Source organism: Asticcacaulis sp. (genome assembly GCF_051956075.1).
In the GTDB taxonomy this organism is placed as follows: Bacteria; Pseudomonadota; Alphaproteobacteria; order Caulobacterales; family Caulobacteraceae; genus Asticcacaulis.
On sequence record NZ_JBQCGA010000042.1, the window covers coordinates 40,506 to 63,262 of the forward strand.

Sequence of the window (22,757 nt, forward strand, 5' to 3'; positions counted from 1 at the left end):
AGATCAGTGGACCGTCTCGACATATTCGACGGCGTGTTCAGCCAGGATGGTCATGCCGTCTTCGTTGACGTCGGCGAAACCGCCCTGCACCTGAAACACGCGGCGCGTAACGCCGTCGAGAATGGTCACCGAGCCTTCGGCCAGCGTCGTCATGAACGGCGCGTGGTGGGCCAGCACGCCGAACTCGCCTTCGGAGCCGGGGGCGACCACCTGATCGACCTCGCCCGAAAACAGCTCGGCTTCCGGCGTGACCAGCGAGACGTGGAGCTTATCCGACATCTTACTTGCCTTCCGCCGCCAGCTTTTCAGCCTTGGCGATGGCGTCCTCGATCGTGCCGACCATATAGAAGGCGGCTTCCGGCAGGTGATCATATTCACCGTTGCAGATGCCCTTGAAGCCCTTGATCGTATCTTCGATCTTCATCAGCACGCCCGGCGTACCGGTGAAGACTTCGGCGACGTGGAAGGGCTGCGACATGAAGCGCTGAATCTTGCGCGCGCGGGCGACGATCAGCTTGTCTTCTTCCGACAGTTCATCCATGCCGAGGATGGCGATGATGTCCTTGAGCGCCTTGTACTGTTGCAGGATTTCCTGCACGCGCGTGGCGGTCTCATAGTGTTCCTGACCGACGACGCGCGGATCGAGAATACGCGAGGTCGAATCGAGCGGATCGACCGCCGGATAGATGCCCTGTTCGGCGATGGAGCGCGACAGAACCGTGGTGGCGTCCAGGTGGGCGAACGAGGTCGCAGGCGCCGGATCGGTCAGGTCGTCGGCAGGCACGTACACGGCCTGAACCGAGGTGATCGAGCCCTTATTGGTCGAGGTGATGCGCTCCTGCAGCTTGCCCATTTCGGTCGCCAGGGTCGGCTGATAGCCCACCGCCGACGGAATACGGCCCAGCAGCGCCGACACTTCGGAACCGGCCTGGGTGAAGCGGAAGATGTTATCGACGAAGAACAGAACGTCCTTGCCTTCGACGTCACGGAAATATTCGGCTTGAGCGAGGCCGGTCAGAGCCACGCGGGCGCGGGCGCCGGGAGGCTCGTTCATCTGACCGTAAACGAGCGTGCAGCGCGAGGTTCCGCCGCCGCCCAGTTCGTTCACCTTCGACTCGATCATTTCGTGATAGAGGTCGTTGCCTTCGCGGGTGCGCTCGCCGACGCCGGCGAACACCGAATAGCCGCCATAGGCCTTGGCGATGTTGTTGATCAGTTCCTGAATGGTGACGGTCTTGCCGACGCCCGCGCCGCCGAACAGGCCGATCTTTCCGCCCTTGGCGTAGGGGCAGATCAGGTCCACGACCTTGATGCCCGTGACCAGCAGTTCCGCCGAGGTCGCCTGATCGGCGAAGGCCGGGGCGTCGGCGTGGATCGGGTTGAAGAACTTGGTGTCGATGGGACCGGCTTCGTCGATCGGCTCGCCGATGACGTTCATGATGCGGCCCAGCGTCGCCGGACCGACCGGCACGGTGATCGGCGCGCCGAGATCGGTGACGGCCTGACCGCGCACCAGACCTTCGGTGGCGTCCATGGCGATGGCGCGCACGGTGTTTTCACCGAGGTGCTGGGCGACTTCCAGCACCAGACGGGCGCCGGACGCGGTGTTGGTGGTTTCCAGCGCGTTGAGGATGGCGGGCAGGTGGCCGTCGAACTCGACGTCCACGACGGCGCCGATGATCTGGGCGATCTTGCCGGTCGCAGCCGAAATCTTTTGGTGAGCGGACATGAATGTCTATCCTTAGAGGGCTTCGGCGCCGGCGATGATCTCGATCAGTTCGGTCGTGATCTGGGCCTGACGCTTGCGGTTATATTGGAGATTGAGAGCGTTGATCATTTCGCCGGCATTGCGCGTGGCGTTGTCCATCGCGCTCATCTGGGCGGCGTAGAAACCGGCGTTGTTTTCCAGCATGGAGGCCAGCAACTGAACGCCGAGATTGCGCGGCAGCAGGGTTTCCAGCAGTTCTTCCTCGCTCGGCTCGTACTCATAGACGGCGCCGTGAATGTCCTCGGCGGCGCTGAGATCGACGTCGGCGGGGATCAGGCGCTTGGAGGTCGGCACCTGGGCGATCACCGACTTGAAGTTCGAGTAGAACAGGGTGACGACATCGCCGCGGCCTTCGAGGAACTCCGCCGTGATCAGCTCGGCGATCGGTTTGACGGCGTCCATGGTCAGCACCTTGGTTCCCGACATGTCGAAGCTTTCAACGATGCGGTCGCTGTAAAGGCGCTTGAGCTGGTCGCGGCCCTTGCGGCCAACGCAGATGATGCGGACATTCTTGCCCGCCGCGATCTGCGCATTGATGAACTCACGCGCGGCGCGCACGATGTTCGAGTTGAAGCCGCCGGCAAGCCCGCGATCCGCCGTCGCCACGACGACGAGCTGATAGTGGGTCGAGCCGTTGCCGACCAGCATCTGGGGCGCGGAATCGCCCGAAACGCCTTTGGCGAGGTTGGCGATGACCGCAGCCATGTGCTTCGCGTAGGGACGGGCGTTTTCCGCCGTCTCCTGCGCGCGCTTGAGCTTGGCCGCCGCCACCATCTGCATCGCTTTCGTGATCTTCTGCGTGGCTTTCACGCTTCCGATCTGATTGCGCATGTCCTTCAAGCTGGCCATGAGTGTCTAGCTTTCCCTATGGCCTTAAGCGAAGTTCGCGGCGAAATCGGAGACGATGCTCTTGAGCTTGTCTTCCAACTCAGCCGACAGAGCCTTCTGGGTGCGGATCGCGTCCAGCAGGTCGGTGTGACGGGTGCGCAGCAGAGACAGGAATTCCTTCTCGAAGCGACCGACATCCGAAACGGCGACCTTGTCGAGATAGCCGCGCGTACCGGCATAGATCACGCAGACCTGCTCTTCGACCTTGAGCGGCGAATATTGCGGCTGCTTCAGAAGCTCGGTCAGGCGCGCGCCGCGGGCCAGCAGGCGCTGGGTGGCGGCGTCAAGATCGGAGCCGAACTTGGCGAAGGCGGCCATTTCACGATACTGGGCAAGGTCGCCCTTGATCGCGCCGGCAACCTGCTTCATCGCCTTGATCTGAGCCGACGAGCCGACGCGCGACACCGACAGACCGACGTTCACCGCCGGACGGATGCCCTGATAAAACAGGTCGGTTTCGAGGAAGATCTGGCCGTCGGTGATCGAGATCACATTGGTCGGGATGTAGGCCGACACGTCGTTGGCCTGGGTCTCAATCACCGGCAGGGCGGTCAGCGAACCCGCGCCATTGTCGTCGTTCAGCTTCGCCGCACGCTCCAGCAGACGCGAATGCAGGTAGAAGACGTCGCCCGGATAGGCTTCGCGACCGGGCGGACGGCGCAGCAGCAGCGACATCTGACGATAGGCGACGGCCTGCTTGGACAGATCGTCATAGATGATCAGGCCGTGCATGCCGTTGTCGCGGAAATATTCGCCCATGGCGCAGCCCGCGAACGGGGCCAGGAATTGCAGCGGGGCCGGTTCCGACGCGGTGGCCGACACGACGATGGTGTAGTCGAGCGCGCCGTTTTCTTCCAGCGACTTGACGATCTGGGCGACGGTCGAGCGCTTCTGGCCGATGGCGACGTAGATGCAGTACAGCTTCGCCTTTTCGTCCGTGCCTTCGTTGACGGCCTTCTGGTTCAGGATGGCGTCGATGCAGACGGCGGTCTTGCCGGTCTGACGGTCGCCGATGACCAGTTCGCGCTGGCCGCGACCGACGGGGATCAGGGTGTCGATCGCCTTGATGCCGGTCTGCACGGGCTCATGCACCGATTTGCGCGGGATGATGCCGGGCGCCTTGACGTCGACGCGGCGGAATTCGGTCGCTTCGATCGGGCCCTTGCCGTCGATCGGCTCGCCCAGCGGGTTGACGACGCGGCCCAACAGGCCCTTGCCGACCGGCACCTGCACGATTTCGCCGAGGCGGCGCACTTCGTCGCCTTCGCGGATTTCGCGGTCTTCGCCGAAGATAACGACGCCGACATTGTCCTTTTCCAGGTTCAGGGCCATGCCCTTGACGCCCGCCTTGGGGAAGGAGACCATTTCACCGGCCTGGACCTTGTCGAGGCCATAGACGCGGGCGATGCCGTCGCCGACCGACAGAACCGAACCGACGTCGGAGACATCGGCCTCTTCGCCGAAGCCTGCGATTTGTTGCTTGAGAATGGCCGAGATTTCGGCAGCGCGAATGTCCATGATCTTTTACGCTCTCTGCTTTAAGCTTTTTTCAGGGCGAATTTAAGGGAATCGAGTTTGGTTTTGAGGCTGGCGTCGAACAGACGCGAACCGACGCGAACCTTCAGGCCGCCCAGCAGCGCGGGATCGACCTGGGTGCGAATGTCGGCCTGACCGCCCAGCGCCTTGGTCAAGGCGGCCTTCAGGCTGGCGGTTTGTTCGTCGGAAAGCGCCGCCGCCGAGGTGACTTCGGCGCTGACAATACCCTTATGGGCGGCGTACAGCTTGTTGAAGGCGGTGATGAGCGGAAACAGGTGGTTGAGACGGCCATTGGCGGCCATGACGCCGAGCGTCTTCTTGGTCAGCTCCTGAAGCTTCGCCTTGGCGGCGACGGCCAGAAGGGCGTTCAGCTTGACCTCGGACTTATAGAAAGGCGAGGCGACCACGGCGCGCAGCTCGGCGCTTTCCGTCAAAAGCGCCTTGAGCGTCTCGGCGTCGGCCTGAACCTTGTCGAGGATCTTCTGATCCAGCGCGAGGTCGAAGGCTGCGCGGGCGTAACGCTCACCGGCTTCGGTTTCTCGATATTGATCGTTCACGCCAAATTCCTAAAAAATTTCAAAGTGGCAGCCCGGTTGCAGCTCCGGGTTCGGATGATGTTGGCGCGAAGCCGCGCCGGGCATAGGGAGACGGGCGCAGACACGCGCCTTCGGCCCCCTTGGCCGCGCGCGTCCTTAGCATAGGCTTTTTGAGGCCGCAACCCGACGCTTAAGGCTTTTACGTCAAAATATCTTTTGAAGACGCGCCTTGTGATTTACGACTTTTCTTTTATCTGAATTAAAGCCTTACCGGTCAGCTTAAAAGACCACAAACCCTATCGGATTAGCCTCAAATGGACGTTATAACGGCGCTTATACTCGACCCCGCCGCCTGGGCCGCGCTTTTGACTCTCGTGGTCATGGAGGTCGTCTTAGGGATCGACAATCTGGTCTTCATCTCCATCCTGACCAACAAGCTGCCCGAAGCGCAAAGGCCGCGCGCCCGCGCAATCGGTATGTTCGGCGCCCTGGCCCTGCGCGTCGCCCTGCTCGGCTCGGTCTTCATCATCGTATCGCTGAAGCAGCCGGTGCTGCATCTGTTCGGCCACGGTTTTTCCTGGCGCGACCTGATCCTTTTGGCGGGCGGCCTGTTCCTGCTTTACAAGGCCACCACCGAAATCATCGAAAGCACGGATGGCAAGGCCCATGGCGACAGCGACAAAAAGCCGCAGAAGGCCATAAGCGGTCTGGCCAGCGCCATCGTGCAGATCCTGCTGCTTGATCTCGTCTTTTCAGTCGACTCAATCCTGACGGCTGTAGGCATGACCGACCACCTGCCGATCATGATCGTGGCCGTGCTGATCGCGGTTGGCCTGATGTTCGTCGCCTCCGGACCGATCGCCGCCTTTATCCACAAACACCCGTCGGTCGTGATGCTGGCGCTCGGCTTCCTTTTGATGATCGGCGTCATGCTGATCATGGAAGGCTTCGGTCAGCACGTTGACAAGGGCTATATCTATGCCGCGATGGCGTTTGCGGGCTTTATCGAGGTCTTGCAGATGCTGCGCAGGAAAGCGGCGAAGGATTAGTCGTCCAGCCCCTTGCCCGCCAGAATTCTCGGCGCGCACTTGTCGATCCGGGATTCGCGGGTCTTGGCTTGCTTGGCCGAGGCGATGTGCAGCAGATAGCCGCGCTGCCGTCCCGGCGTCAGTGCGTGAAAAGCGGTCTTGAGCGCGAAATCCGCATCGAGCCGCGCCGCCAGCTCCTCCGGCATCGGGAACTGTTCCGTCGCTTTGCGCTCGACCTTGGCGCCGGAAGTTTCGACGGCGATAGCATCCTCGATATAGGCCTTCAGATCGTCGCGCAGCGCCTCGATCTGCGCCAGGTCGGTAAAGCGTATCTGCCGCACCGACTGGACGTTGTCGGTCTGCCGGATCAGCAGGCCTTTGGGATCCTTCATCAGCGCGCCCTTGAAGAATAAAAGCGCGCAATAGTCTTTAAAGCCGTGGATCAGCACGATATTGCGGCCATCCAGCGTATAGCAGGGCTGGCCCCATTTGAAATCTTCCGTCAGACCGCTCGCCTGCGCGACCTCGCGCAAAGCCGCGCATTCAGCGGGCCATGCCTTTTCGCGCGCCATCCACGCATCGACCTTGGGGTTTGCTTTCGTCATGGCGACATATTTTCATCTTCGCCGCCACGTCGCAAGTCTTTGCGGCTTGTTAAGTCCGCCGTGTTACACCTGCGACATATTCTCCCCGGCAGAAGGCTCAGGGACGTGGACGACTGGATACGCACGAACAGCGGCGCGCCGCTGATCACACCCCAAAAGACTTATAACGGGCCGCCGGGCATGTCGCAGGCGAAATACGAGCGGGTGACGAAGGCAGGGGCGCAAAAGAAAGAGATCGCCGACGACGCGCAGCAGGCCCTGTCCAGTCCAAAACTCAGCGCGTCCGAGCAGGCCAAGTCGCGCGCCAAGGCCGAGATTCAGGCGATCATGAAGCGGATGAACGTCCTGAAAAAGCTGTTCTCCGCCGACCCGAAACAGATGGCGAAGGCGCTGGCGCAGGTGTTTCGCGACCTGAAGGCCGCGCTGAAACAATATAAGGATGCGCTCAAGGACGAGCAGGGTCTGGGCGGCGATCTGGTCAGCGGCGTATTGACCGCTCGGGCGGCGGCGAGCGCGCCGACGGCGCAGAGCGGGACGGCGGATCAGGAACCTTCGCCTCAAACCGATGCGGCGCCCGTTAAATCCGACCCGCAATCCCTGTATAATTCCGTGCTGGGCGCCTATCAGCAGCAGTTCGGCGCCGATGGGCTGGACTTCGTCAAGACCCTGCGCGCCACCGTGCAGGAGATCGAGGACAAGATCGTCTCCGCCGCGCGCATCCAGGCCAAGGGCCGACCGAAGGACAAGGCGACCGACGAGGCGTTCAAAGATATGGACGGCGCGCTGAAAGACCTGCGCAAGGATATGGATGATATGGACCGCGACCTGAAACAGGCCGCGCCCGCCGCCGGTCAGTCGCTCGACGTCGCCGCTTAGAGCGCTTTTCGATCTGATGGAATCAGATCGGCGCTCCAAGCCTTTGTTTTGTCGCTCTTCCTTATCCAAAAAGTGGAACCACTTTTTGGGGAAACGCTCTAATTCCCCGCCAGTTGCACGGCGCCGGTCGGGTTGACGACATCGTCGCCGTGGCGCAGTTCGAGATAGAGCTGCGCCTTCTTGTCCGACAGGTTGGGCAGGCGTCCCAGCGGTTCGTGCAGGGCCACGGTCTGGCCCTTATCGACATAGACGCGGCCAATGCCGGTGACGACGGCGCGATAATTATTGCCGATGTTCAGGATCACCACCTGACCGTAAGATTCGACCGGACCGACGAATTCGACCTCGCCCTCGGCGGGCGCGATGACCTGCGAGCCCGGTTCGGCGGCGTAGGTGACGCCGCGCGCGCCGTCCTGACCGAAGGTGCGGATCAGGTCGCCGACCACGGGCGGCTGCAAATGGCTGCGGTCATTATCGGGATGCAGCATGTCGAGCAGACCGCGCAGGGGCGCGGTTCCGCGCATCCGGTCTTCGTGGGTTTTCAACTCCAGCGCCTGCGCCTGCATCTGGTCGGCCTGATTGAGCAACTGATCCTCCAGCGCCATCTTCTGACCGATCAGCTTTTCGATCTGGCTGCGCTGGTCGGAAATATCGCTGTCGCTGACCAGCAGCGCCTCGTTCTGCAAGGCCGACTGGCGGCGCAGATTGATCAGGTCGGCGTTCTGCCGGATCAGCACGTCGGTGCGCTTCTTCAACTCCGGCGTGATCGCCTGCATGATGATGGCGGCCATCACGGCGTCATTGGCCTTGCGCGGCGACATCAAAAGGGCGGGCGGCGGATTGCGGGTGTAGATTTGCAATGCGCTTAAGAGCCGCGCTTCGCGCCCGCGCGCCTCGCTCAGTTGCCGCGTGATGTCGGCCTCGCGCAGATTGATCGTCTCCAGCTTGGCGCGATAGACGGCGCTGCGCTGTTCCGAGGCGCCCTGACGTTTGGAAATATCGACGATCTGCTGGCGCAGGTCTTCGATTTCCTGCGCGATCTGGCGGGCGGTCTGGCGGTTGGCGTCGCTCTTGCGCTCGTCGGCGCGGCGCTGGGCGGCCAGATTGTCGAGCGTGGCCTGATCGGCGGCGCTGACCGGCTTCTGGCTGCCCTGCGCGTCGGCGCGCGCCAGACCCAGCACGATCAGGCCGCAGGCGGCCAGCCCCAAACATGTGCGCCGAAAAGACATGCCCGATTAGATAGGCCCGTTTGTTTTCGCGCTCAATCCCTGTGATAGGGCGAACCGGCGAGGATGCTTAAGCCTCGGTACAACTGTTCAGCCAGCATGACGCGCGCAAGGGCGTGCGGCCAGGTCTGCGGCCCGAAGGCCAGCGAAAAGGCCGACGCCTCCAGCAAGGACGGATCGAGCCCGTCCGCCCCGCCGATCAGGAAGGTCACGCGACGCTCGCCCCTGTCTTTAAAACCTTCGATGCGGCGGGCGATCTGGCGCGAGGTCAGGGCGTCGCCATGTTCGTCGCAGGTGATCAAAATCCCCGGCTCCCCCAGAGCGTCGCGGATGGCGTCGGCCTCCTGCGCCTTTAACAGGGCGGAGGTCTGCGCCTTGGCCGCCTTACGCGCATCGACCTCGATCAGTTCGACGGCGGACACGCCAAGGCCGCGCCCGGTCTGACCGGCGCGGCTGATATAGTCTTTGGCGAGGTTATTCTCGACCGTCGCCCCCAGCTTGCCGACGGCGCAAAGGGTGAGCTTCACTAGCCGTTTAAGCCTGCGCGCCTTCCGGCGACAGCGACCAGATCTTCTCGATATTGTAGAAGCTGCGCACTTCGGGCCGGAACAGGTGAACCACCACGTCGCCGACGTCGATCAGCACCCAGTCGCAGGCGGGCAGGCCCTCGACCTTGGCCTTGCCGAAACCGGCGTCTTTCAGGGCGCGCAACACATGGTCGGCCAGCGCGCCGACATGGCGGTGGGAGCGGCCCGAAGCGATGATCAGGGTGTCGGCGACCGAGGACTTGCCCTTCAGGTCGATGCAGACAATGTCCTGCGCCTTGTCGTCATCGAGACGCTCGACGATCAGACGTTCCAGAGGCTCCATGCCTTCGACGTCATCGGACAGGGTCGAGCCCGTACTGTCGGGCTCAATATCGGTAAAAGCCGCCGGTGAAGGGGCATTTTCTGGCGCGCTCTGCGCGGTTTGACGAGACAGTGTCAGGGTTCCTTTTTGTCACGGATGGACTGAGGCTAGCACAAAAAGGCCGCCCGGTCATCCGCCTATATAATGAAGCTATCAAGATTTGTTGAGACGGCCCATCCGGATCGCGGTCGAGGAGTGGCTGTGCAGCGGTCCCTTGAGATAGGTCCAGGCCGGGGGCGTCTGAAAGGCCAGCACGCGCGCGGCGCGCTCCGGCTTGCGGAAATGGGCGAAACGCTGCGGCGCGGGCGACAGGCGCGCCTTCATCAGGGCGCCGGGTCGCGAGACGATGGCCATCGGCACCATGTGCATCAACTGCACCCAGCCGCGCCAGCGGTGAAAGCCCGCCAGCGAATCGCCGCCCATGATCCAGACGAAATGCACGCCCGGAAAGCGCGCCTTCAAGGCCCGCAGCGTATCGAGCGTATAGGTGGCGCGGATGCGCGTCTCGAAGTCCGAGATAATGTCCTTGGGGCCGATAAACGGCGCGATCTGCGCGATGCGCTCGGCTAGGGGCGCCGTCTCGTCACGGCTTTTGAGCGGGTTCTGCGGCGAGACCAGCCAGATGATGCGATCCAGACCCAGCTTGACGCGGGCCGTCTCGGCGACATGCTGGTGGCCTTCATGCGCCGGATTGAACGAGCCGCCGAACAGGCCGATCTTCATGCCCGGCTCAAGATGAAAGCCGGGGCGCAGTCCGCCCGCGCGCACGGCGGGCGACATCGGGGCGAGACCGGCGAACCACATGAGTCTATGCGTTGTCCCAGGGGTTGTAAGCGCCTGAGCTTTCCGCAGGCTTCGGCGCTGCGCGGCCCGCTTCGATAGCGTCAAGCGCCGCGAACAGAAGTTCGCGCACGCCCTCGCCGGTCACGCCGGAGATCAGATGCGGCGTCTGGCCGGACGCCTTCTTGATCGCCTTGGCGACCTTCTTGCGCGCCTCGGCGTCGAGCGCGTCGCATTTGTTGATCGCGACGATCTCCGGCTTCTTCGCCAGCTCCTCGTCATAGGCCTCCAGCTCATGACGGATGACGCGATAGGCCTCGACCGGATCGTCCTGCGCGCCGTCGATCAGGTGAATCAGCACCTTGTTGCGCTCGACATGGCCCAAAAAGCGCGTACCGAGCCCCGCCCCTTCTGAGGCGCCTTCGATCAGGCCCGGAATATCGGCCAGCACGAAGCGCTGCTCCGGCCCCAGGTCGATGACGCCGAGATTGGGCGTTAAGGTGGTGAAGGGATAGTCGGCGATCTTGGGCCGCGCCGCCGAAGACGCCGCCAAAAAGGTCGATTTGCCCGCATTCGGCAGCCCGACCAGCCCGGCGTCGGCGATCAGCTTCAGCCGCAGCCAGATCCAGCGCTCCTCGCCGTCCTGACCGGGCAGGGCGAAGGTCGGCGCCTGATTGACCGGCCCCTTGAAGCGGGTATTGCCCCAGCCGCCATTGCCGCCCTTGGCCAGCAGATAACGCTTGCCCGCCTCGTCGAGATCGACGATCACCGTCTCCTGCTCTTCGTCCAGCACCTCGGTGCCGACCGGTACGCGCAGCACCACGTCGTCGGCATTGGCGCCGTGCATCTGGCGGCCCTTGCCGTGTTCGCCGGTCTTGGCCTTGAAATGCTGCTGGTAGCGATAGTCGATCAGGGTGTTCAGACCTTCGACCGCCTCAATCCAGACATCGCCGCCCTTGCCGCCGTCGCCGCCGTCCGGGCCGCCGTTCGGGATAAACTTCTCCCGCCGGAACGACACCGATCCCGCGCCGCCATTGCCTGAGCGGATAAAGATTTTACACTGATCGAGGAATTTCATCGCGCCTCTTTGAACGAAAACCTGAAAATTAGCAAGCGAGGCGGCGTTACGAAGCGCGCCTGAGAGAATCCGCTTGCAGAGGCGACAGGTATGATTTTTGCTGGAGACGGGTCGAAGGGCGCCGTCTGTCGCAAAACGATGCGAAACGGCGCTTGCGTGACCGAGTGCTAAGGGGTTGACGGCATGTTGTTACAGAACGAGCACGATCTCGTCCTGCTGCTGGGGGCGGCGGCGGCTGTTCTGCTTGTGCTGGCCATTCTGGGCGGGCTGCTGGCGGCGTTGAAAACGACGCAGGTGCGGCAGTTTCAGGATTTGCTGTTCAAGGCCGAGCGCAAGATCGACACGCTGGAGCGGCGCATGTTCAATGTGCTGAACGCCGTGCCGGTCGCTCTGGTCGAGACCGACGCCACCGGCAAGTTCACCTTCGCCAACCGCGCCGCGCACCAGCTTCTGGGCCGCAAGGACAATGAGCTGCTGGGCCTGCGTTTTCATTCGGCGACCTGGGGCATCACCTATCCCGACGGGCGCGTGATCGCCGCCGACCTTCTGCCGATTGCGCGCACTCTGCGCGGCCAGACGGTCAAGGGATTCCAGCACATGCTGACCCGCTATGGCGCGCGCGAGAAAATCCTTGTGTCCGTCACCTCCATGCCGGTGATGAACAGCGTCGGCGAGGTCATCGGCTCCAGCGCCGCCTTTGTCGAGCTGGAGACCACGCAGGGCGAAGGCATTGACGATCTCAACGGCCTGTGGCGCGGCCACTGGTTCGAGGCGGCCAGCCTGCCCTTCTGGGGACTGGACGCCAGCGGCAAGGTGGTCGATCTCAACGCCGCCGCGCTCAGCGCCTTCGACGTGACGCGCGAGCAGGCCCTGGGCGTGAACTGGACGCAGGACTTTGTGCCTGAAGCCGAATTTCAGGCCGCGATGGACTATCTGGCCGGGGTACAGGGCGACAGCGACGGCCACGCCGTGTCGCGCGACCTGAGTCTGCGCTCGCCGCGCACCGGCGAAGCGGCGCCGATGCGCGTCACCGCCTGGCGCGTGCGCACACAGGAGGGCGGCGCCGAAGGGCTGACTGTCATGGCCCTGCCGCTGGCGGACATGGCTGCGTCGCCTGTTCAGGCCGCAGATCCTCAGGAGGCCGAGGAACTGGCCGATCATCGCGCCGCCGAGCAGACGCGCGCCGCGCTCGGCGTCGGGGTCTGGCACTACGATCCCGCAGCCGATGTCATTGTCGAGGACGACGGCCTGCGCCGCCTGATCGGACGTGAGGTCGAAGGCGGCCCGACACGCATCGCCGCCGAGGATCAGGCGCGCGCCGATCAAGCCTTTGGCGCGCTGATGAACGGCGAGCGTGACGAGATCGCGCTCGACATGCCGGTGACGCAATCTGACGGCGGCGTGCGCTGGATCAGCCTGCAGGGCCGCGCCGAAACGACGCCGGACGGACAGCGCCGCCTTTATGGCGTCGCCTACGACATTACGCCTTGGCGCGACGCGCCGAAGCCTGCGGATGACGCGGACGGGCTCGCCGCCGCGCTGGCGGAGGCGGAGGCGCAGCATCAGGCGGCGCTCGCCGCGTTGCAGACCCACCATGAAGCCGCCGTCGCCGAAGCCTTCGCGCAGGGCCGCGCCGAAGCCATGCAACTGGCGGCGGAAGAAGACGCCGACACGGTGTACGCCTGGCGCGACGCACCGGTCGCCGCCCCAGATCCTGCGCTCATCGCCGAAAATGCGACGCTGAAACAGCGCCTCGCCGCGCTTGAAGACGCGCTGGACGCCGCGCGCAGCCTGCAGGCGCAGCCCGATCCGCGCCTTGTGGAGCTGGAGGCCGAACTGGCGGCGGCGCACGCCGACAATGAAGAGCTGCGCAAGCGTCAGGCGGCTATGGCCGCCGCGCCGCCGCCGGAGCCGGATACGCGCGCCTACGATGCGCGCATTCAGGAGCTGGAGGACGATCTGGCCGAAAGCCGCAACCTGCTCGCCCTGCTGCAACGCCGCTATGTCGCCCTGGCCGAGGCGCCGGCGCCGCAGCCGGACTATGCGCCGTACGAGGCGCAGATAAAGGATTGGCAGGACAGGTTCGCCGCCCTGCAAACCGCCCACGCCGAATTAACCGCCGCGCACGAGGCGCTGCGCAACGCGCCCGCGCCGGAACCGGACGCCAGCGCCTGGCAGGCGAAACTGCACGCCGCACAGGCCAAGTCCGCCAAGTTGCAGGCCGCCTTCGACGCCGCGCAGGCGGAATTGCAGACGCGGCCCGCCGTCGATCCGGCGACCGAGACGCGGCTGGCCGACTTGCAGAACGCGCTGGAAACCGCGCAAGGCGAAGCCGACGCCGCCCGCACACGGCTCAATGAACTGTCCGAGGCTCTGAACGCCGCCCAGCGTTTCGAGACGGTCGGGCGCCTGACCGCCGACGTGGCGCAAGATTTCGCCCAGATGCTGGGCGTGATCAATGGCGCGCTGGAAGTCATGGCGAAGCAGGAGAACAGCCCGGACAATCTGCGCCGCCTGTCCGAAGCCGCCCTCGCCGCCGGCAAGCGCGGCGAACGTCTGACGCGCCAGTTGCAGGCCTTTCAGTCGGAAGAGTTTTAAGGCTGACGCCGCAGACCGGATCGCGTAAGGTGCCGGTCTCACGGTTTGCACGTCCCGGCGCATGTCACGATACAGGTTCAAAAGCGAGGATTTGCGGCTGTGGTCGCTGGTGACGGCCACGGTCCGCCCGCACAAGCCTTCGGTCAAACCCGAACCGGCCCCGCCCGATATCGAGACTCTGCGCCTGACCGGCATGCCGCCGGAAAAGAGCATGATGAGCGCCCCTGTCCCTAAGCCTGCGCCGCTGACGCCCTTCCGCATCGGCGAGGCGATCCGCCCGGCTTCCGGCTTTCGCCTGACCCGCGCCGCCGACATTGCGCCCGACCCGATCGAGCCGAAACGCAAGCGCCGCATCAGCCGCGAACGCGACCCGATCGAAGCGCGGCTCGACCTGCACGGTCTGAACAGCATCGCTGCCGAGGCCCGACTCAAGGCGTTCGTGCAGCAGGCCTGGGCCAACGACTATCGCGCCGTGCTGGTCATCACCGGCAAGGGCGTGGCCGAAAATGGGCTCCTGAAGCGCATGACGCCGGAATGGCTGGCCGATCCGGCCCTTGCACACATCGTCGCCGGTATCTCTCCGGCCCACGCGCGCCACGGCGGAACCGGCGCGCTCTATGTGGCGCTCAAACGGCGAACTTAAATAAGTTTATAAAAGACCGCCGGTACCGGTTCGCTTAGTACCACGCCTAACTTCTTCTTCGCGTTCCGTTGATATTTTGCGCCATGCTTCTAATGTCTCTCCTGTTAAATCTTCGAGACGATCCAAAGTATAAAGCTCGTATCCATCTTCTTGAGATATTATGACTTTTCGCACACCATCAATATTACGCTCGAATTGACAAACTGCAAATTGAATTGATACATAATCAGGGTTATTCGCTCTAATATGTTCATGCATCATTGAAAATACAAATGATTTTGATTGAGAATTTAAGCCATTTGACAATCTTGGATCGACGCAAATTACATAAGGGCGACCTTTAATTTGAACAATAATATCTTCCCAATAAACAACTGATTGGCCGAATTTTAGACGAAATTGCCCGAAATCTCTAGCAATAGACTGAACAGAATTATCTATACAAAAATTATATAAACCTTTACCCGTGGCCAAATTAGGAATTTTTGCAGGCTGAGTACGGCATTCTTTCAAAATTCCAGCTTTGACGTTTTCCCAACTCAAGCGCTCTGTTTTGAAAAGCGGAAACTGTACATTTGTTATAGCCGGAATAGACTTACGTAACGCATCATATGAATAGGGCGCATAGCTATTTGTCATCCGACGCATTGCAGCTTCACGTTGCGCGGGACTGAACGTAGCCAGTCTAGCTAAATCGGTCGGGTGTAAAGGGCGCATCTTCAAGGATATCTCCTATTCCTAGTTTGTTACGCTGCCCTCCCAAGATGATTTTTTGATTTTTATATGCTTCTTTTATCAATTGGTCGGTGATTCTCATTCCCAAGGCAACAGAATTTTTTGCCCTTTGGACTACCTTGTCCCAAGGCCCACCTTTAGCGTGAGATATATCAACCAATTGCGCATTACTTAAATGCTTAGACCAATCCAACACTTTCCTTATAACCGCTATTGCCTGCTTATCTGACAAACTATCCAATGAGAGCATTTCTCCCGAAAATACATCAAATTTCTTAGCTCTAAATTCTATATCACCGGCACCCGCCAATTTGAAAGCACTGTACACGGGTGCGCTTACAGGACCATATTGCCAAGCCTCAAAATAACCATAAATTAGAGGTCTTGAATACTCAAATAAATAATTACAATGAGTAAAATACAAAAGCTTTTGCAGCCTCAAGTTACTTAACTTGCAGCCAAATTCATTCTCCGCCAAGTCTAATATGGCATTGGCCACTACCCTCGGATCATATCCTTCGACCGAAATGTTCATTCTAATTTTAGCTGCCAAATTAAGATTATCGCGGATTAGACCCTATCCGTTTTCTACCTGTTAAACTAGCGCCGCCTCTTTCGCCAACGTCGCCAGCGACACCAGCGGGCGGGGGCCGAAGTGGCTGATGACTTCGGCGGCGGCCAGCGAGCCGAGCTGTGCGCAGGCGGTGACGTGCAGGCCCTGCGTCAGGCCATACATGACGCCCGCCGCATATTGGTCGCCCGCGCCCGTGGTGTCGATCACCTTGGCGACCGGGGCGGCGGGGATGGTGTGCGTATCGTCCATCTTGGCGACCACCGAGCCTTGCTCTGAGCGCGTGACGAAGGCGAGATCGACGCGGGCGCGCAAATAACGCAGCGCCTTATAGAAGTCGTCGGTCTGGAACAGGCCGAGCAGTTCGGACTCATTGGCGAAGACGAGGTCGATATGGCGGTCGATGAAGGCCAGCAGGTCTTCGCGCCAGCGATTGACTACGAACATGTCCGACAAGGTGATGGCCGTCTTGCGGCCCGCCGCGCGCGCGATCTGCGCCGCCTTGGCGAAGGTTTCACGGCCCGACGGCGTGTCGAACAGATAGCCTTCGAGATAGGTGATCTGCGAGGCGCGGATCATGTCGGCGTCGAGATCGTGCGGGCTGATCAGGGCCGCGGCGCCGAGGAAGGTGGCCATGGTGCGCTGGCCGTCCGCCGTGACATTGATCAGGCAGCGCCCGGTCGAGGTCGGGTCGTCGTGCAGCACCGGCGTCTTGAAATCGACGCCCAGCTTCATCAGGTCGCGGCTGAAAAATTCGCCCAAATGGTCGTGCGCCACCTTGCCGATATAGCCGCACTTCGCGCCGAACGAGGCCGCGCCCGCAATCGTATTGCCCGCCGAACCGCCCGACGCCATTTCCGACTCCGCCATCTGGTCGTAGAGGCTGTGAGCGCGGTGCTGGTCGATCAGGGTCATCGCGCCCTTGTGCAGGTCGTGCGCGGCCAGAAAGGCCTCATCGGCGGGGGCCAGCACATCGACAATGGCGTGGCCGACGGCGGTAATGTCATAAGCAGAAGTCATAAGGGTATTCTCGAATTTCCGATTGCGCACCGTTACCCTATGGATCAATAAGAAGTCGATGAGCAAGCGTTTATTGATCCTGACCCCGAACCCGGACCACCCGTCGCACCATGGCCGCTGGCCCTATGTGCTGGACGCCTATCGCGAGGCCCTGGCCGGGCTCGACGCCGAGATTTTCGATCAGCCATGGTCGCAGCCGATCTCTGAGGATTATGATCTTATCCTGCCTTTGGTGGCATGGGGATATCATAATGCGCCGAACAGCTTTGTCGGCGCGATGACGGCGATGGGGGCGGCGCATCGGCGCGTGTTCAATCCCCCGGAGATTGTGAGCTGGAACGTCGATAAGGCCTATCTGCACGACCTGGCCGAGGCCGGAATCCGCATCGTGCCGACCCTGTTCGTCGATCAGGTCACGGACGCCGAGATTGCCCGCGCGCGCGAGGATTTCGGGCAAAAGGCGCTGGTCTTGAAGCCGCGCATTTCGGCAGGCGCCAAGAACACTCTGATTTGGGACGGCGAGGCTCTGGACGGTTTTACCGCCAGCGACGCCAAGGCCGTACCGCCGGTTGGACCGGCCATGATCCAGCCCTACATGCCCGCCATCGCCTCAGAAGGCGAATGGTCGCTGATCTTCTTCGTCGGGGAATTTTCCCACGCCGTGCTGAAAACGCCCAAGGCCGGGGATTTCCGCTCCCAGCCCGACTACGACGCGAATCTGCGCGCCCAGACCCCGCCTGACGAGGCGCTGCGGCTGGCGCAGGCCTGCATCGACTATATCGGGCGCGACCGATTGTTATATGCGCGGGTCGATATGGTGCGCGCAGACGATGACGGCTTCTGCCTGATGGAGCTGGAACTGATCGAGCCGGACCTTTACCTGACCTATGATCTGGAAGCTTCGATGCGTTTCAAGGATGCGGTCGAACAGGCGCTGCATGTCGGGTGCGGGTGTCACGGGTAATATGAGGCGCGCACGGGTTATGTGAGTTGAGAAGGTTTTTATCCACAGATGAACACAGATGTTCAGGATCAACTCACGCTACCGCTAACGGCGGAGCCGTATTGGATGTCAAGGAGCGCTTTGCGCTCGCAACCATACACGCCAACAGATAGCGGTAGCGTGAAATGGGTATGAACATCTGTGCTTATCTGTGGATAATAACTTAAACTCCGATCTTCGGGCACAGGTCGCTGACGATGCAGCTCAGGCACTTCGGATTGCGCGCCGTGCAGACATAGCGGCCATGCAGGATCAGCCAGTGGTGCGCGCGGGTCAGCCATTTTTTCGGTATGACCGCCATCAACTGCTTTTCCACCTTGTCGGGCGTAGTGGCCGAGGAATCGACAAGACCCAGCCGGTGCGAAACGCGAAAGACGTGCGTATCGACGGCGATGGCCGGTTCGATGTCGAGTTCGTTCAACACCACGCTGGCCGTCTTGTTGCCAACGCCGGGTAAGCTGATCAGCCCTTCGCGCGTCAGCGGAACCTGGCCGTCATACTTATCGAGCAGGATATGGCTGAGCGCGATGACGTTCTTCGCCTTGTTGCGATAGAGGCCGATGGAGCTGATCATGGCCATCAGTTTTTCCTCGCCGAGATCGAGCATTTTTTGCGGCGTGTCGGCGATTTTGAACAGGGGCGCCGTCGCCTTATTGACCGCCTTGTCGGTGGTTTGCGCCGACAGGGCGACCGCCACGACCAGCGTATAGGGATTGACGAAATCGAGTTCGGTTTTCGGTTCCGGCTTGTCCTGCTCAAAGCGCTCGAACAGGCGTTTGACGGCGGCGGCGCTTGGCTGGGTCATGGTCTGAGGCGCTCCATCATGATCAGGGTCTCGCCGCGATAAAGGCCTTCGCGCCACAGGTCAAAGCCCGCGCGGCGCGCCAGTCTTATGGACGGCGCATTCTTCGGGTCGATCATGCAGACCGTGCGCGCCAAATCGAGCGCCGCATCGGCATGGTTCAGGGCCGCGGTCAGAGCTTCAAACGCATAACCCTGACCGTGAAAGGCAGGGGCCAGTCCCCAACCGACCTCCGGCGCGTCGAAGGCGGGCTCCAGATCGCGGCGATAGTTGAAGACGCCGACGCTACCCAGAAAAGCGTCGTCCTCGCGTCGCCGGATTGCCCAATTGCCATAGCCGAACACCCACCAGTGGCCGATGTCGCGCAACAGGCGGAACCACACCGTCTCCGGCGACATGATGGATAAGCCGATCTGGCCGGTGAAGGCCGCGTCGCCCCAAAGGGCGATCAGCGGGTCGAGATCGCCTGTGGTTTGCGGCGTCAGGATCAGGCGCTCTGTAGTCAGCGTGGTCATACCAGCACCATCGGGCCGAATCACCGCCGCCGCAAGCGCTTGCGGCGGCGCAGCCTAAGCTGTAGGAGCCAGGGTATGACCGCGATCCTGTTCGTCTGCCTGGGTAATATCTGTCGCTCGCCGCTGGCCGAGGGCGTATTTCGTCATCGCGCGCAGGCGCTCGGCGTGGCGGACCGTTTCGTGATCGATTCCGCCGGGTGCGGCGGCTGGCATAAGGGCGAACCGCCCGATCGGCGTTCTATTGCGGTCGCTGCGCGGCATGGCGTTGACCTGTCAGCGCAATGCGCACGGCAGGTCAAACCGGTTGATTTCGACGCTTTCGACCTGATCCTCGGCCTTGACCGCGACAATGTCCGCCATCTGGAGCGCATGGCGTCAGGCCAGATTCCGGGGAGGGCGCGCGTGGCGCTCTATCTCGAAGAGGCTCTGGGGATGCGCGACGACGTGCCCGATCCCTATTACGGCTCGGATCGCGATTTCGAAGCGGTCTATCGCCTGTGCGATCAGGCGTCGGGGGCTTTGTTGACAAAGCTGATCGCTTAATCCGGCGGGGTGCGTCGGACCACCCACCACGGAAAGCCCGGCGGTTCGGCCTTTTCCGTCCAGCCGTCGGTCGGGGTGGAGACGCGGCCCAGCACCATCATCTCGTAAAATTCGGAAATGGCGTAATAGTCGGGATCGTCCGCTGAGAACGCCGATCCGTCCGGCCATCTGCCGTCGCGGCGGGCCGCGGCGCGCGCAATGGCGTTGACGCGGGTTATGGTGAGTTCCGCCAGACGCATGGCGGGTTCGTCCTGCATCGTGGCGTGGGCATAGACGCTGGCGTCGGCCTCGGCGAAGGCGTCGCTGACATCGCGGCTGCGATCATAGGGCGCGCCGTCGGGCCAGATGTCGCGCCGTTGCGCATAGCCGCGCGTCGCCCGGTCGATCATGGCCTGCACCTCATTCCAGGCGTCCACGGGATCGGTCGGCGGCGGCGTTTCGTCGTCCAGCAGGTCGTCGGCGAAGCGCGGGCGCGTGGCCTCGGATTTGGGCAGGCGCGGGGCGTGGAGCTGGGTCAGCATGCGCTCGGGTCGCCAGCACGCAGCGCCCGGCGCGCTCGCCATCGGCGTGGGTTTTCGGCAGAGGCAGGGTCTCAAGCGTGTCGAGCAGGCGGCCGCCATAGGTTTTGAGCGTATTGCGGAGGGCGGTCTGCGCGTCGTCTTCGTCCTGCGGCAGACGGCTGATCATGCGGTCGGCGGTGGTCACGGATCGCGCCGCGCGTTCGGCCTCCAGAAAGCTGTCCGGCATGGGGATGGCCTCGATCGCCTCGGCCACCCGCGCCGCCAACGCGCGCAAACGGTCGCGTCCGCTTTGCAGCGTCGTCAGGTCGTCCGTCTGTTCCGCCGGGGGAGAGTCCATCGGGGGATTTTACGGGCGTTTGAGAGGGCGGGGATAAGATTGGAAGATACCCCACCACCACGCGGGCCTTGCCCGCGCGGTCCCCCTCCCCGGCATAGCCGGGGAGGCATGAGAAATCTAAAAAAAAGAGCGGGTCTTGCGACCCGCTCTTTTCGTCATTTGACAGGGTGAAAGTACACTGAGGCCGCCAGGCCGAGGGACTTTCACCCTGAGAGTTTTACATCTGCATCGTCCAGTTTTCGACGCCCATTGACGCCTGGCGCACGGCTTCGGAGCGGGTCGGGTGCGGGTGGCAGATGCGGGCCAGGTCTTCGGAGGCGCCGGAGAAGGCCATCAGCACGCAGGCCTCGGCGATCATTTCACCGACCTGCGGCCCCATCATATGCACGCCCAGCACCTTGTCGGTCTTGGCGTCGGCGATGAACTTCACGAAGCCGTCGGTTTCGTGGTTGATCTTGGCGCGGCTGTTGGCGGTGAAGGGGAATTTGCCGGTCTTGTAGGCCACACCCGACGCCTTAACCTGATCCTCGGTCTGGCCGACCCAGGCGACTTCGGGGCTGGTGTACACCACCGAAGGCACAAGATTGTAATCGACGTGACCGGCCTTGCCCGCGATCAGTTCGATACAGGCGACCGCGTCTTCCTCGGCCTTGTGCGCCAGCATTGGCCCCAGAATGACATCGCCGATAGCCCAGACGCCCGGCGCCGAGGTCTTGAAGTGATCGACGGGGATAAAGCCGCGCTTGTCCGGCGTGACGCCAACGGACTCAAGGCCGAGGCCCTGCGTAAAGGGACGGCGGCCGATGGCGACCAGCACCACATCGGCGCTCATCTTTTCGGCGGCGCCGCCCGCGGCGGGCTCCAGCGTCAGTTCGACGCCCTTGGCGCCCGGCTTGGCGGCGGTCACCTTCGTGCCGAGCTTGAAGGTCATGCCCTGCTTTTCCAGTGTGCGCTTGAAAGCCGTGGCGACCTCGGTGTCCATGCCCGGCGTGATGCGGTCGAGGAATTCCACCACCGTGACCTGCGCGCCGAGACGACGCCAGACCGAGCCGAGTTCGAGGCCGATAATACCGGCGCCGATCACGACCAGCGACTTCGGCACGGCGGGCAGGCTCAGGGCGCCGGTCGAATCCACAATCGACTTCTGATCGACCTCGACGCCAGGCAGCGGGGTCGGCTCCGAGCCCGTGGCGATGACGATGTTCTTCGCGCTCAGGGTCTGCGTCGCGCCGTCATTGCCCGTCACGGTGACCTTCCCGGCCCCGGCGATCTGGCCGCGACCGACAAAATAGGTCACCTTGTTCTTCTTCATCAGGAATTCGACGCCCTTGGTCAGGGCGGTGACGCTGTCCGATTTGGACTTCATCATCTGAACCAGATTGAGCTTGGGCGCGGTAACCTCGATGCCGATATTGGCGAATTCATGCCCGGCGGCCTCGAACAGTTCCGAGGCGTGCAGCAACGCTTTGGACGGCATGCAGCCGACGTTCAGGCAGGTGCCGCCCAGCGTGCCGCGATATTCGACGATAGCGGTCTTCAGGCCCAGCTGGCCTGCGCGCACCGCCGCATTATAGCCGCCCGGCCCGCCGCCGATGATGACCACGTCAAAATTCAGATCGTCAGCCATGTTCTGGCCCTTTCAAACTTAAATCCTTGCCGCGCGCAAATCGCCAGCGCGGCGCCTGCCTTATCTGAAATCGCCCCGCAGACAGGCTGCGGGGCGGAACGGCGTCCCGATCAGACGTCGAGGATGAAGCGTTGCGGGTCTTCCAGACCTTCCTTGACCTTGACGAGGAAGGTCACGGCTTCCTTGCCGTCGACGATGCGGTGATCGTAGGACAGGGCCAGATACATCATCGGGCGCGCCACGATCTGACCGTTCACCACCATGGGGCGCTGCACGATATTGTGCATGCCGAGGATGCCGACCTGCGGCATGTTCAGGATCGGAGTCGACATCAGCGAGCCGTAGATGCCGCCATTGGTGATGGTGAAGGTGCCGCCCTGCAACTGGTCGATGGAGAGCGTGCCGTCGCGCGCCTGCTTGCCCAGAGCGGCGATGCCCTTTTCGATACCGGCCAGCGACAGGGTGTCGACGTCGCGCAGCACCGGCACGACCAGGCCCTTTTCGGTGCCGACGGCGATGCCGAGGTCGTAGTGGTTCTTGTAGATGATGTCCGTGCCGTCGATCTCGGCATTGACCGCCGGGATGTCCTTGAGCGCGGCGACCACGGCCTTG

25 protein-coding genes are annotated in these 22,757 nt (G+C 62.4%); 6 read left to right on the forward strand and 19 right to left on the reverse strand.

Translation table 11 applies throughout. From position 1 onward, the window contains the following. Positions 1–3: 3 nt before the first annotated feature. The 5 genes from ACTHLA_RS10845 to ACTHLA_RS10865 are packed head-to-tail and all read right to left on the reverse strand — an operon-like array spanning position 4 to position 4,749. Positions 4–279 (reverse strand): ATP synthase F1 subunit epsilon, encoded by a 276-nt coding sequence (locus ACTHLA_RS10845; RefSeq protein WP_440188678.1) that lies wholly within the window; start codon positions 277–279, stop codon positions 4–6. A gap of 1 nt (position 280) precedes the next feature. Further along, positions 281–1,729 (reverse strand): F0F1 ATP synthase subunit beta, encoded by a 1,449-nt coding sequence (atpD, locus tag ACTHLA_RS10850; RefSeq protein ID WP_440188681.1) that lies wholly within the window; start codon positions 1,727–1,729, stop codon positions 281–283. Between the two features lie 12 nt (positions 1,730–1,741). Beyond that, a complete protein-coding gene (locus ACTHLA_RS10855) occupies positions 1,742–2,617 on the reverse strand; it encodes a F0F1 ATP synthase subunit gamma (RefSeq protein ID WP_440188684.1) in 876 nt (291 codons plus the stop codon). Between the two features lie 24 nt (positions 2,618–2,641). Next, positions 2,642–4,174: a F0F1 ATP synthase subunit alpha gene (atpA, locus tag ACTHLA_RS10860; protein WP_440188687.1), complete on the reverse strand. Its 1,533-nt coding sequence runs from the start codon at positions 4,172–4,174 to the stop codon at positions 2,642–2,644. 20 nt (positions 4,175–4,194) lie between these two features. After that, positions 4,195–4,749 carry a F0F1 ATP synthase subunit delta gene (locus ACTHLA_RS10865; RefSeq protein WP_440188690.1) on the reverse strand — a complete coding sequence of 185 codons (555 nt, stop codon included), beginning with the start codon at positions 4,747–4,749 and terminating at the stop codon, positions 4,195–4,197. Positions 4,750–5,042: 293 nt separating this feature from the next. Between ACTHLA_RS10865 and ACTHLA_RS10870 the strand changes: the two genes are divergently transcribed. Then, positions 5,043–5,777: a TerC family protein gene (locus ACTHLA_RS10870; RefSeq protein ID WP_440188693.1), complete on the forward strand. Its 735-nt coding sequence runs from the start codon at positions 5,043–5,045 to the stop codon at positions 5,775–5,777. Here the strand turns inward: ACTHLA_RS10870 and ACTHLA_RS10875 are convergent. Further along, positions 5,774–6,361: a YdeI/OmpD-associated family protein gene (locus ACTHLA_RS10875; RefSeq protein WP_440188696.1), complete on the reverse strand. Its 588-nt coding sequence runs from the start codon at positions 6,359–6,361 to the stop codon at positions 5,774–5,776. The genes ACTHLA_RS10870 and ACTHLA_RS10875 overlap by 4 nt on opposite strands. Before the next feature lie 105 nt (positions 6,362–6,466). On the opposite strand from ACTHLA_RS10875, the gene ACTHLA_RS10880 reads away from it, so the two are divergent. Further along, on the forward strand, positions 6,467–7,237 hold the full coding sequence (locus ACTHLA_RS10880; protein ID WP_440188699.1) for a hypothetical protein: 771 nt from the start codon (positions 6,467–6,469) through the stop codon (positions 7,235–7,237). Between the two features lie 98 nt (positions 7,238–7,335). On the opposite strand, the gene ACTHLA_RS10885 is transcribed toward ACTHLA_RS10880, so the two are convergent. The 5 genes from ACTHLA_RS10885 to obgE form a co-directional block, all read right to left on the reverse strand. Next, complete coding sequence (locus ACTHLA_RS10885; protein WP_440188702.1) at positions 7,336–8,445, reverse strand: murein hydrolase activator EnvC family protein; 1,110 nt, start codon at positions 8,443–8,445, stop codon at positions 7,336–7,338. A gap of 53 nt (positions 8,446–8,498) precedes the next feature. Then, entirely contained in the window at positions 8,499–8,990 is a 492-nt protein-coding gene (gene rlmH, locus ACTHLA_RS10890) for a 23S rRNA (pseudouridine(1915)-N(3))-methyltransferase RlmH (RefSeq protein WP_440188705.1), read from the reverse strand. A gap of 7 nt (positions 8,991–8,997) precedes the next feature. Next, the gene (rsfS, locus tag ACTHLA_RS10895) at positions 8,998–9,333 is read right to left on the reverse strand and encodes a ribosome silencing factor (protein WP_440188708.1); all 336 of its coding nucleotides are present in this window, start codon (positions 9,331–9,333) and stop codon (positions 8,998–9,000) included. Between the two features lie 192 nt (positions 9,334–9,525). Then, complete coding sequence (locus ACTHLA_RS10900; RefSeq protein ID WP_440188711.1) at positions 9,526–10,176, reverse strand: nicotinate-nucleotide adenylyltransferase; 651 nt, start codon at positions 10,174–10,176, stop codon at positions 9,526–9,528. A 4-nt stretch (positions 10,177–10,180) separates the two neighbouring features. Continuing rightward, complete coding sequence (obgE, locus tag ACTHLA_RS10905; RefSeq protein ID WP_440188713.1) at positions 10,181–11,230, reverse strand: GTPase ObgE; 1,050 nt, start codon at positions 11,228–11,230, stop codon at positions 10,181–10,183. Positions 11,231–11,413: 183 nt separating this feature from the next. Between obgE and ACTHLA_RS10910 the strand changes: the two genes are divergently transcribed. Beyond that, the gene (locus ACTHLA_RS10910) at positions 11,414–13,828 is read left to right on the forward strand and encodes a PAS domain-containing protein (protein WP_440188716.1); all 2,415 of its coding nucleotides are present in this window, start codon (positions 11,414–11,416) and stop codon (positions 13,826–13,828) included. A gap of 61 nt (positions 13,829–13,889) precedes the next feature. Further along, a complete protein-coding gene (locus tag ACTHLA_RS10915; protein ID WP_440188719.1) occupies positions 13,890–14,471 on the forward strand; it encodes a Smr/MutS family protein in 582 nt (193 codons plus the stop codon). Positions 14,472–14,477: 6 nt separating this feature from the next. On the opposite strand, the gene socB is transcribed toward ACTHLA_RS10915, so the two are convergent. Genes socB through ACTHLA_RS10930 form a run of 3 tightly spaced genes read right to left on the reverse strand, consistent with a single transcriptional unit; the run spans position 14,478 to position 16,797 of the window. Next, entirely contained in the window at positions 14,478–15,188 is a 711-nt protein-coding gene (socB, locus tag ACTHLA_RS10920; RefSeq protein ID WP_440188751.1) for a type VI toxin-antitoxin system SocB family DNA replication inhibitor toxin, read from the reverse strand. Further along, on the reverse strand, positions 15,157–15,741 hold the full coding sequence (gene socA / locus ACTHLA_RS10925) for a type VI toxin-antitoxin system SocA family antitoxin (protein ID WP_440188722.1): 585 nt from the start codon (positions 15,739–15,741) through the stop codon (positions 15,157–15,159). The genes socB and socA overlap by 32 nt, the downstream gene beginning before the upstream one ends. Before the next feature lie 60 nt (positions 15,742–15,801). Then, positions 15,802–16,797: an adenosine kinase gene (locus ACTHLA_RS10930; RefSeq protein ID WP_440188725.1), complete on the reverse strand. Its 996-nt coding sequence runs from the start codon at positions 16,795–16,797 to the stop codon at positions 15,802–15,804. A 58-nt stretch (positions 16,798–16,855) separates the two neighbouring features. Between ACTHLA_RS10930 and ACTHLA_RS10935 the strand changes: the two genes are divergently transcribed. Next, positions 16,856–17,761 carry an ATP-grasp domain-containing protein gene (locus tag ACTHLA_RS10935; protein ID WP_440188728.1) on the forward strand — a complete coding sequence of 302 codons (906 nt, stop codon included), beginning with the start codon at positions 16,856–16,858 and terminating at the stop codon, positions 17,759–17,761. A 202-nt stretch (positions 17,762–17,963) separates the two neighbouring features. Here the strand turns inward: ACTHLA_RS10935 and nth are convergent, their stop codons facing one another. Then, positions 17,964–18,605: an endonuclease III gene (gene nth, locus ACTHLA_RS10940; protein ID WP_440188731.1), complete on the reverse strand. Its 642-nt coding sequence runs from the start codon at positions 18,603–18,605 to the stop codon at positions 17,964–17,966. After that, positions 18,602–19,117, reverse strand: coding sequence for a GNAT family N-acetyltransferase (locus tag ACTHLA_RS10945; RefSeq protein WP_440188734.1), 516 nt, complete (start codon positions 19,115–19,117; stop codon positions 18,602–18,604). Before ACTHLA_RS10945 ends, nth begins: the two co-directional genes overlap by 4 nt. A 75-nt stretch (positions 19,118–19,192) precedes the next feature. Here ACTHLA_RS10945 and ACTHLA_RS10950 point away from each other — a divergent pair, with 75 nt between their 5' ends. Beyond that, on the forward strand, positions 19,193–19,660 hold the full coding sequence (locus ACTHLA_RS10950; protein WP_440188737.1) for a low molecular weight protein-tyrosine-phosphatase: 468 nt from the start codon (positions 19,193–19,195) through the stop codon (positions 19,658–19,660). Here ACTHLA_RS10950 and ACTHLA_RS10955 read toward each other — a convergent pair. The 3 genes from ACTHLA_RS10955 to ACTHLA_RS10965 all read right to left on the reverse strand — a co-directional run. After that, on the reverse strand, positions 19,657–20,181 hold the full coding sequence (locus ACTHLA_RS10955) for a hypothetical protein (RefSeq protein ID WP_440188740.1): 525 nt from the start codon (positions 20,179–20,181) through the stop codon (positions 19,657–19,659). The genes ACTHLA_RS10950 and ACTHLA_RS10955 overlap by 4 nt on opposite strands. Before the next feature lie 554 nt (positions 20,182–20,735). Then, on the reverse strand, positions 20,736–22,145 hold the full coding sequence (gene lpdA / locus ACTHLA_RS10960; RefSeq protein WP_440188742.1) for a dihydrolipoyl dehydrogenase: 1,410 nt from the start codon (positions 22,143–22,145) through the stop codon (positions 20,736–20,738). A 110-nt stretch (positions 22,146–22,255) separates the two neighbouring features. Beyond that, on the reverse strand, positions 22,256–22,757 hold a 502-nt coding region (locus ACTHLA_RS10965; protein ID WP_440188745.1), incomplete at its 5' end, for a 2-oxo acid dehydrogenase subunit E2.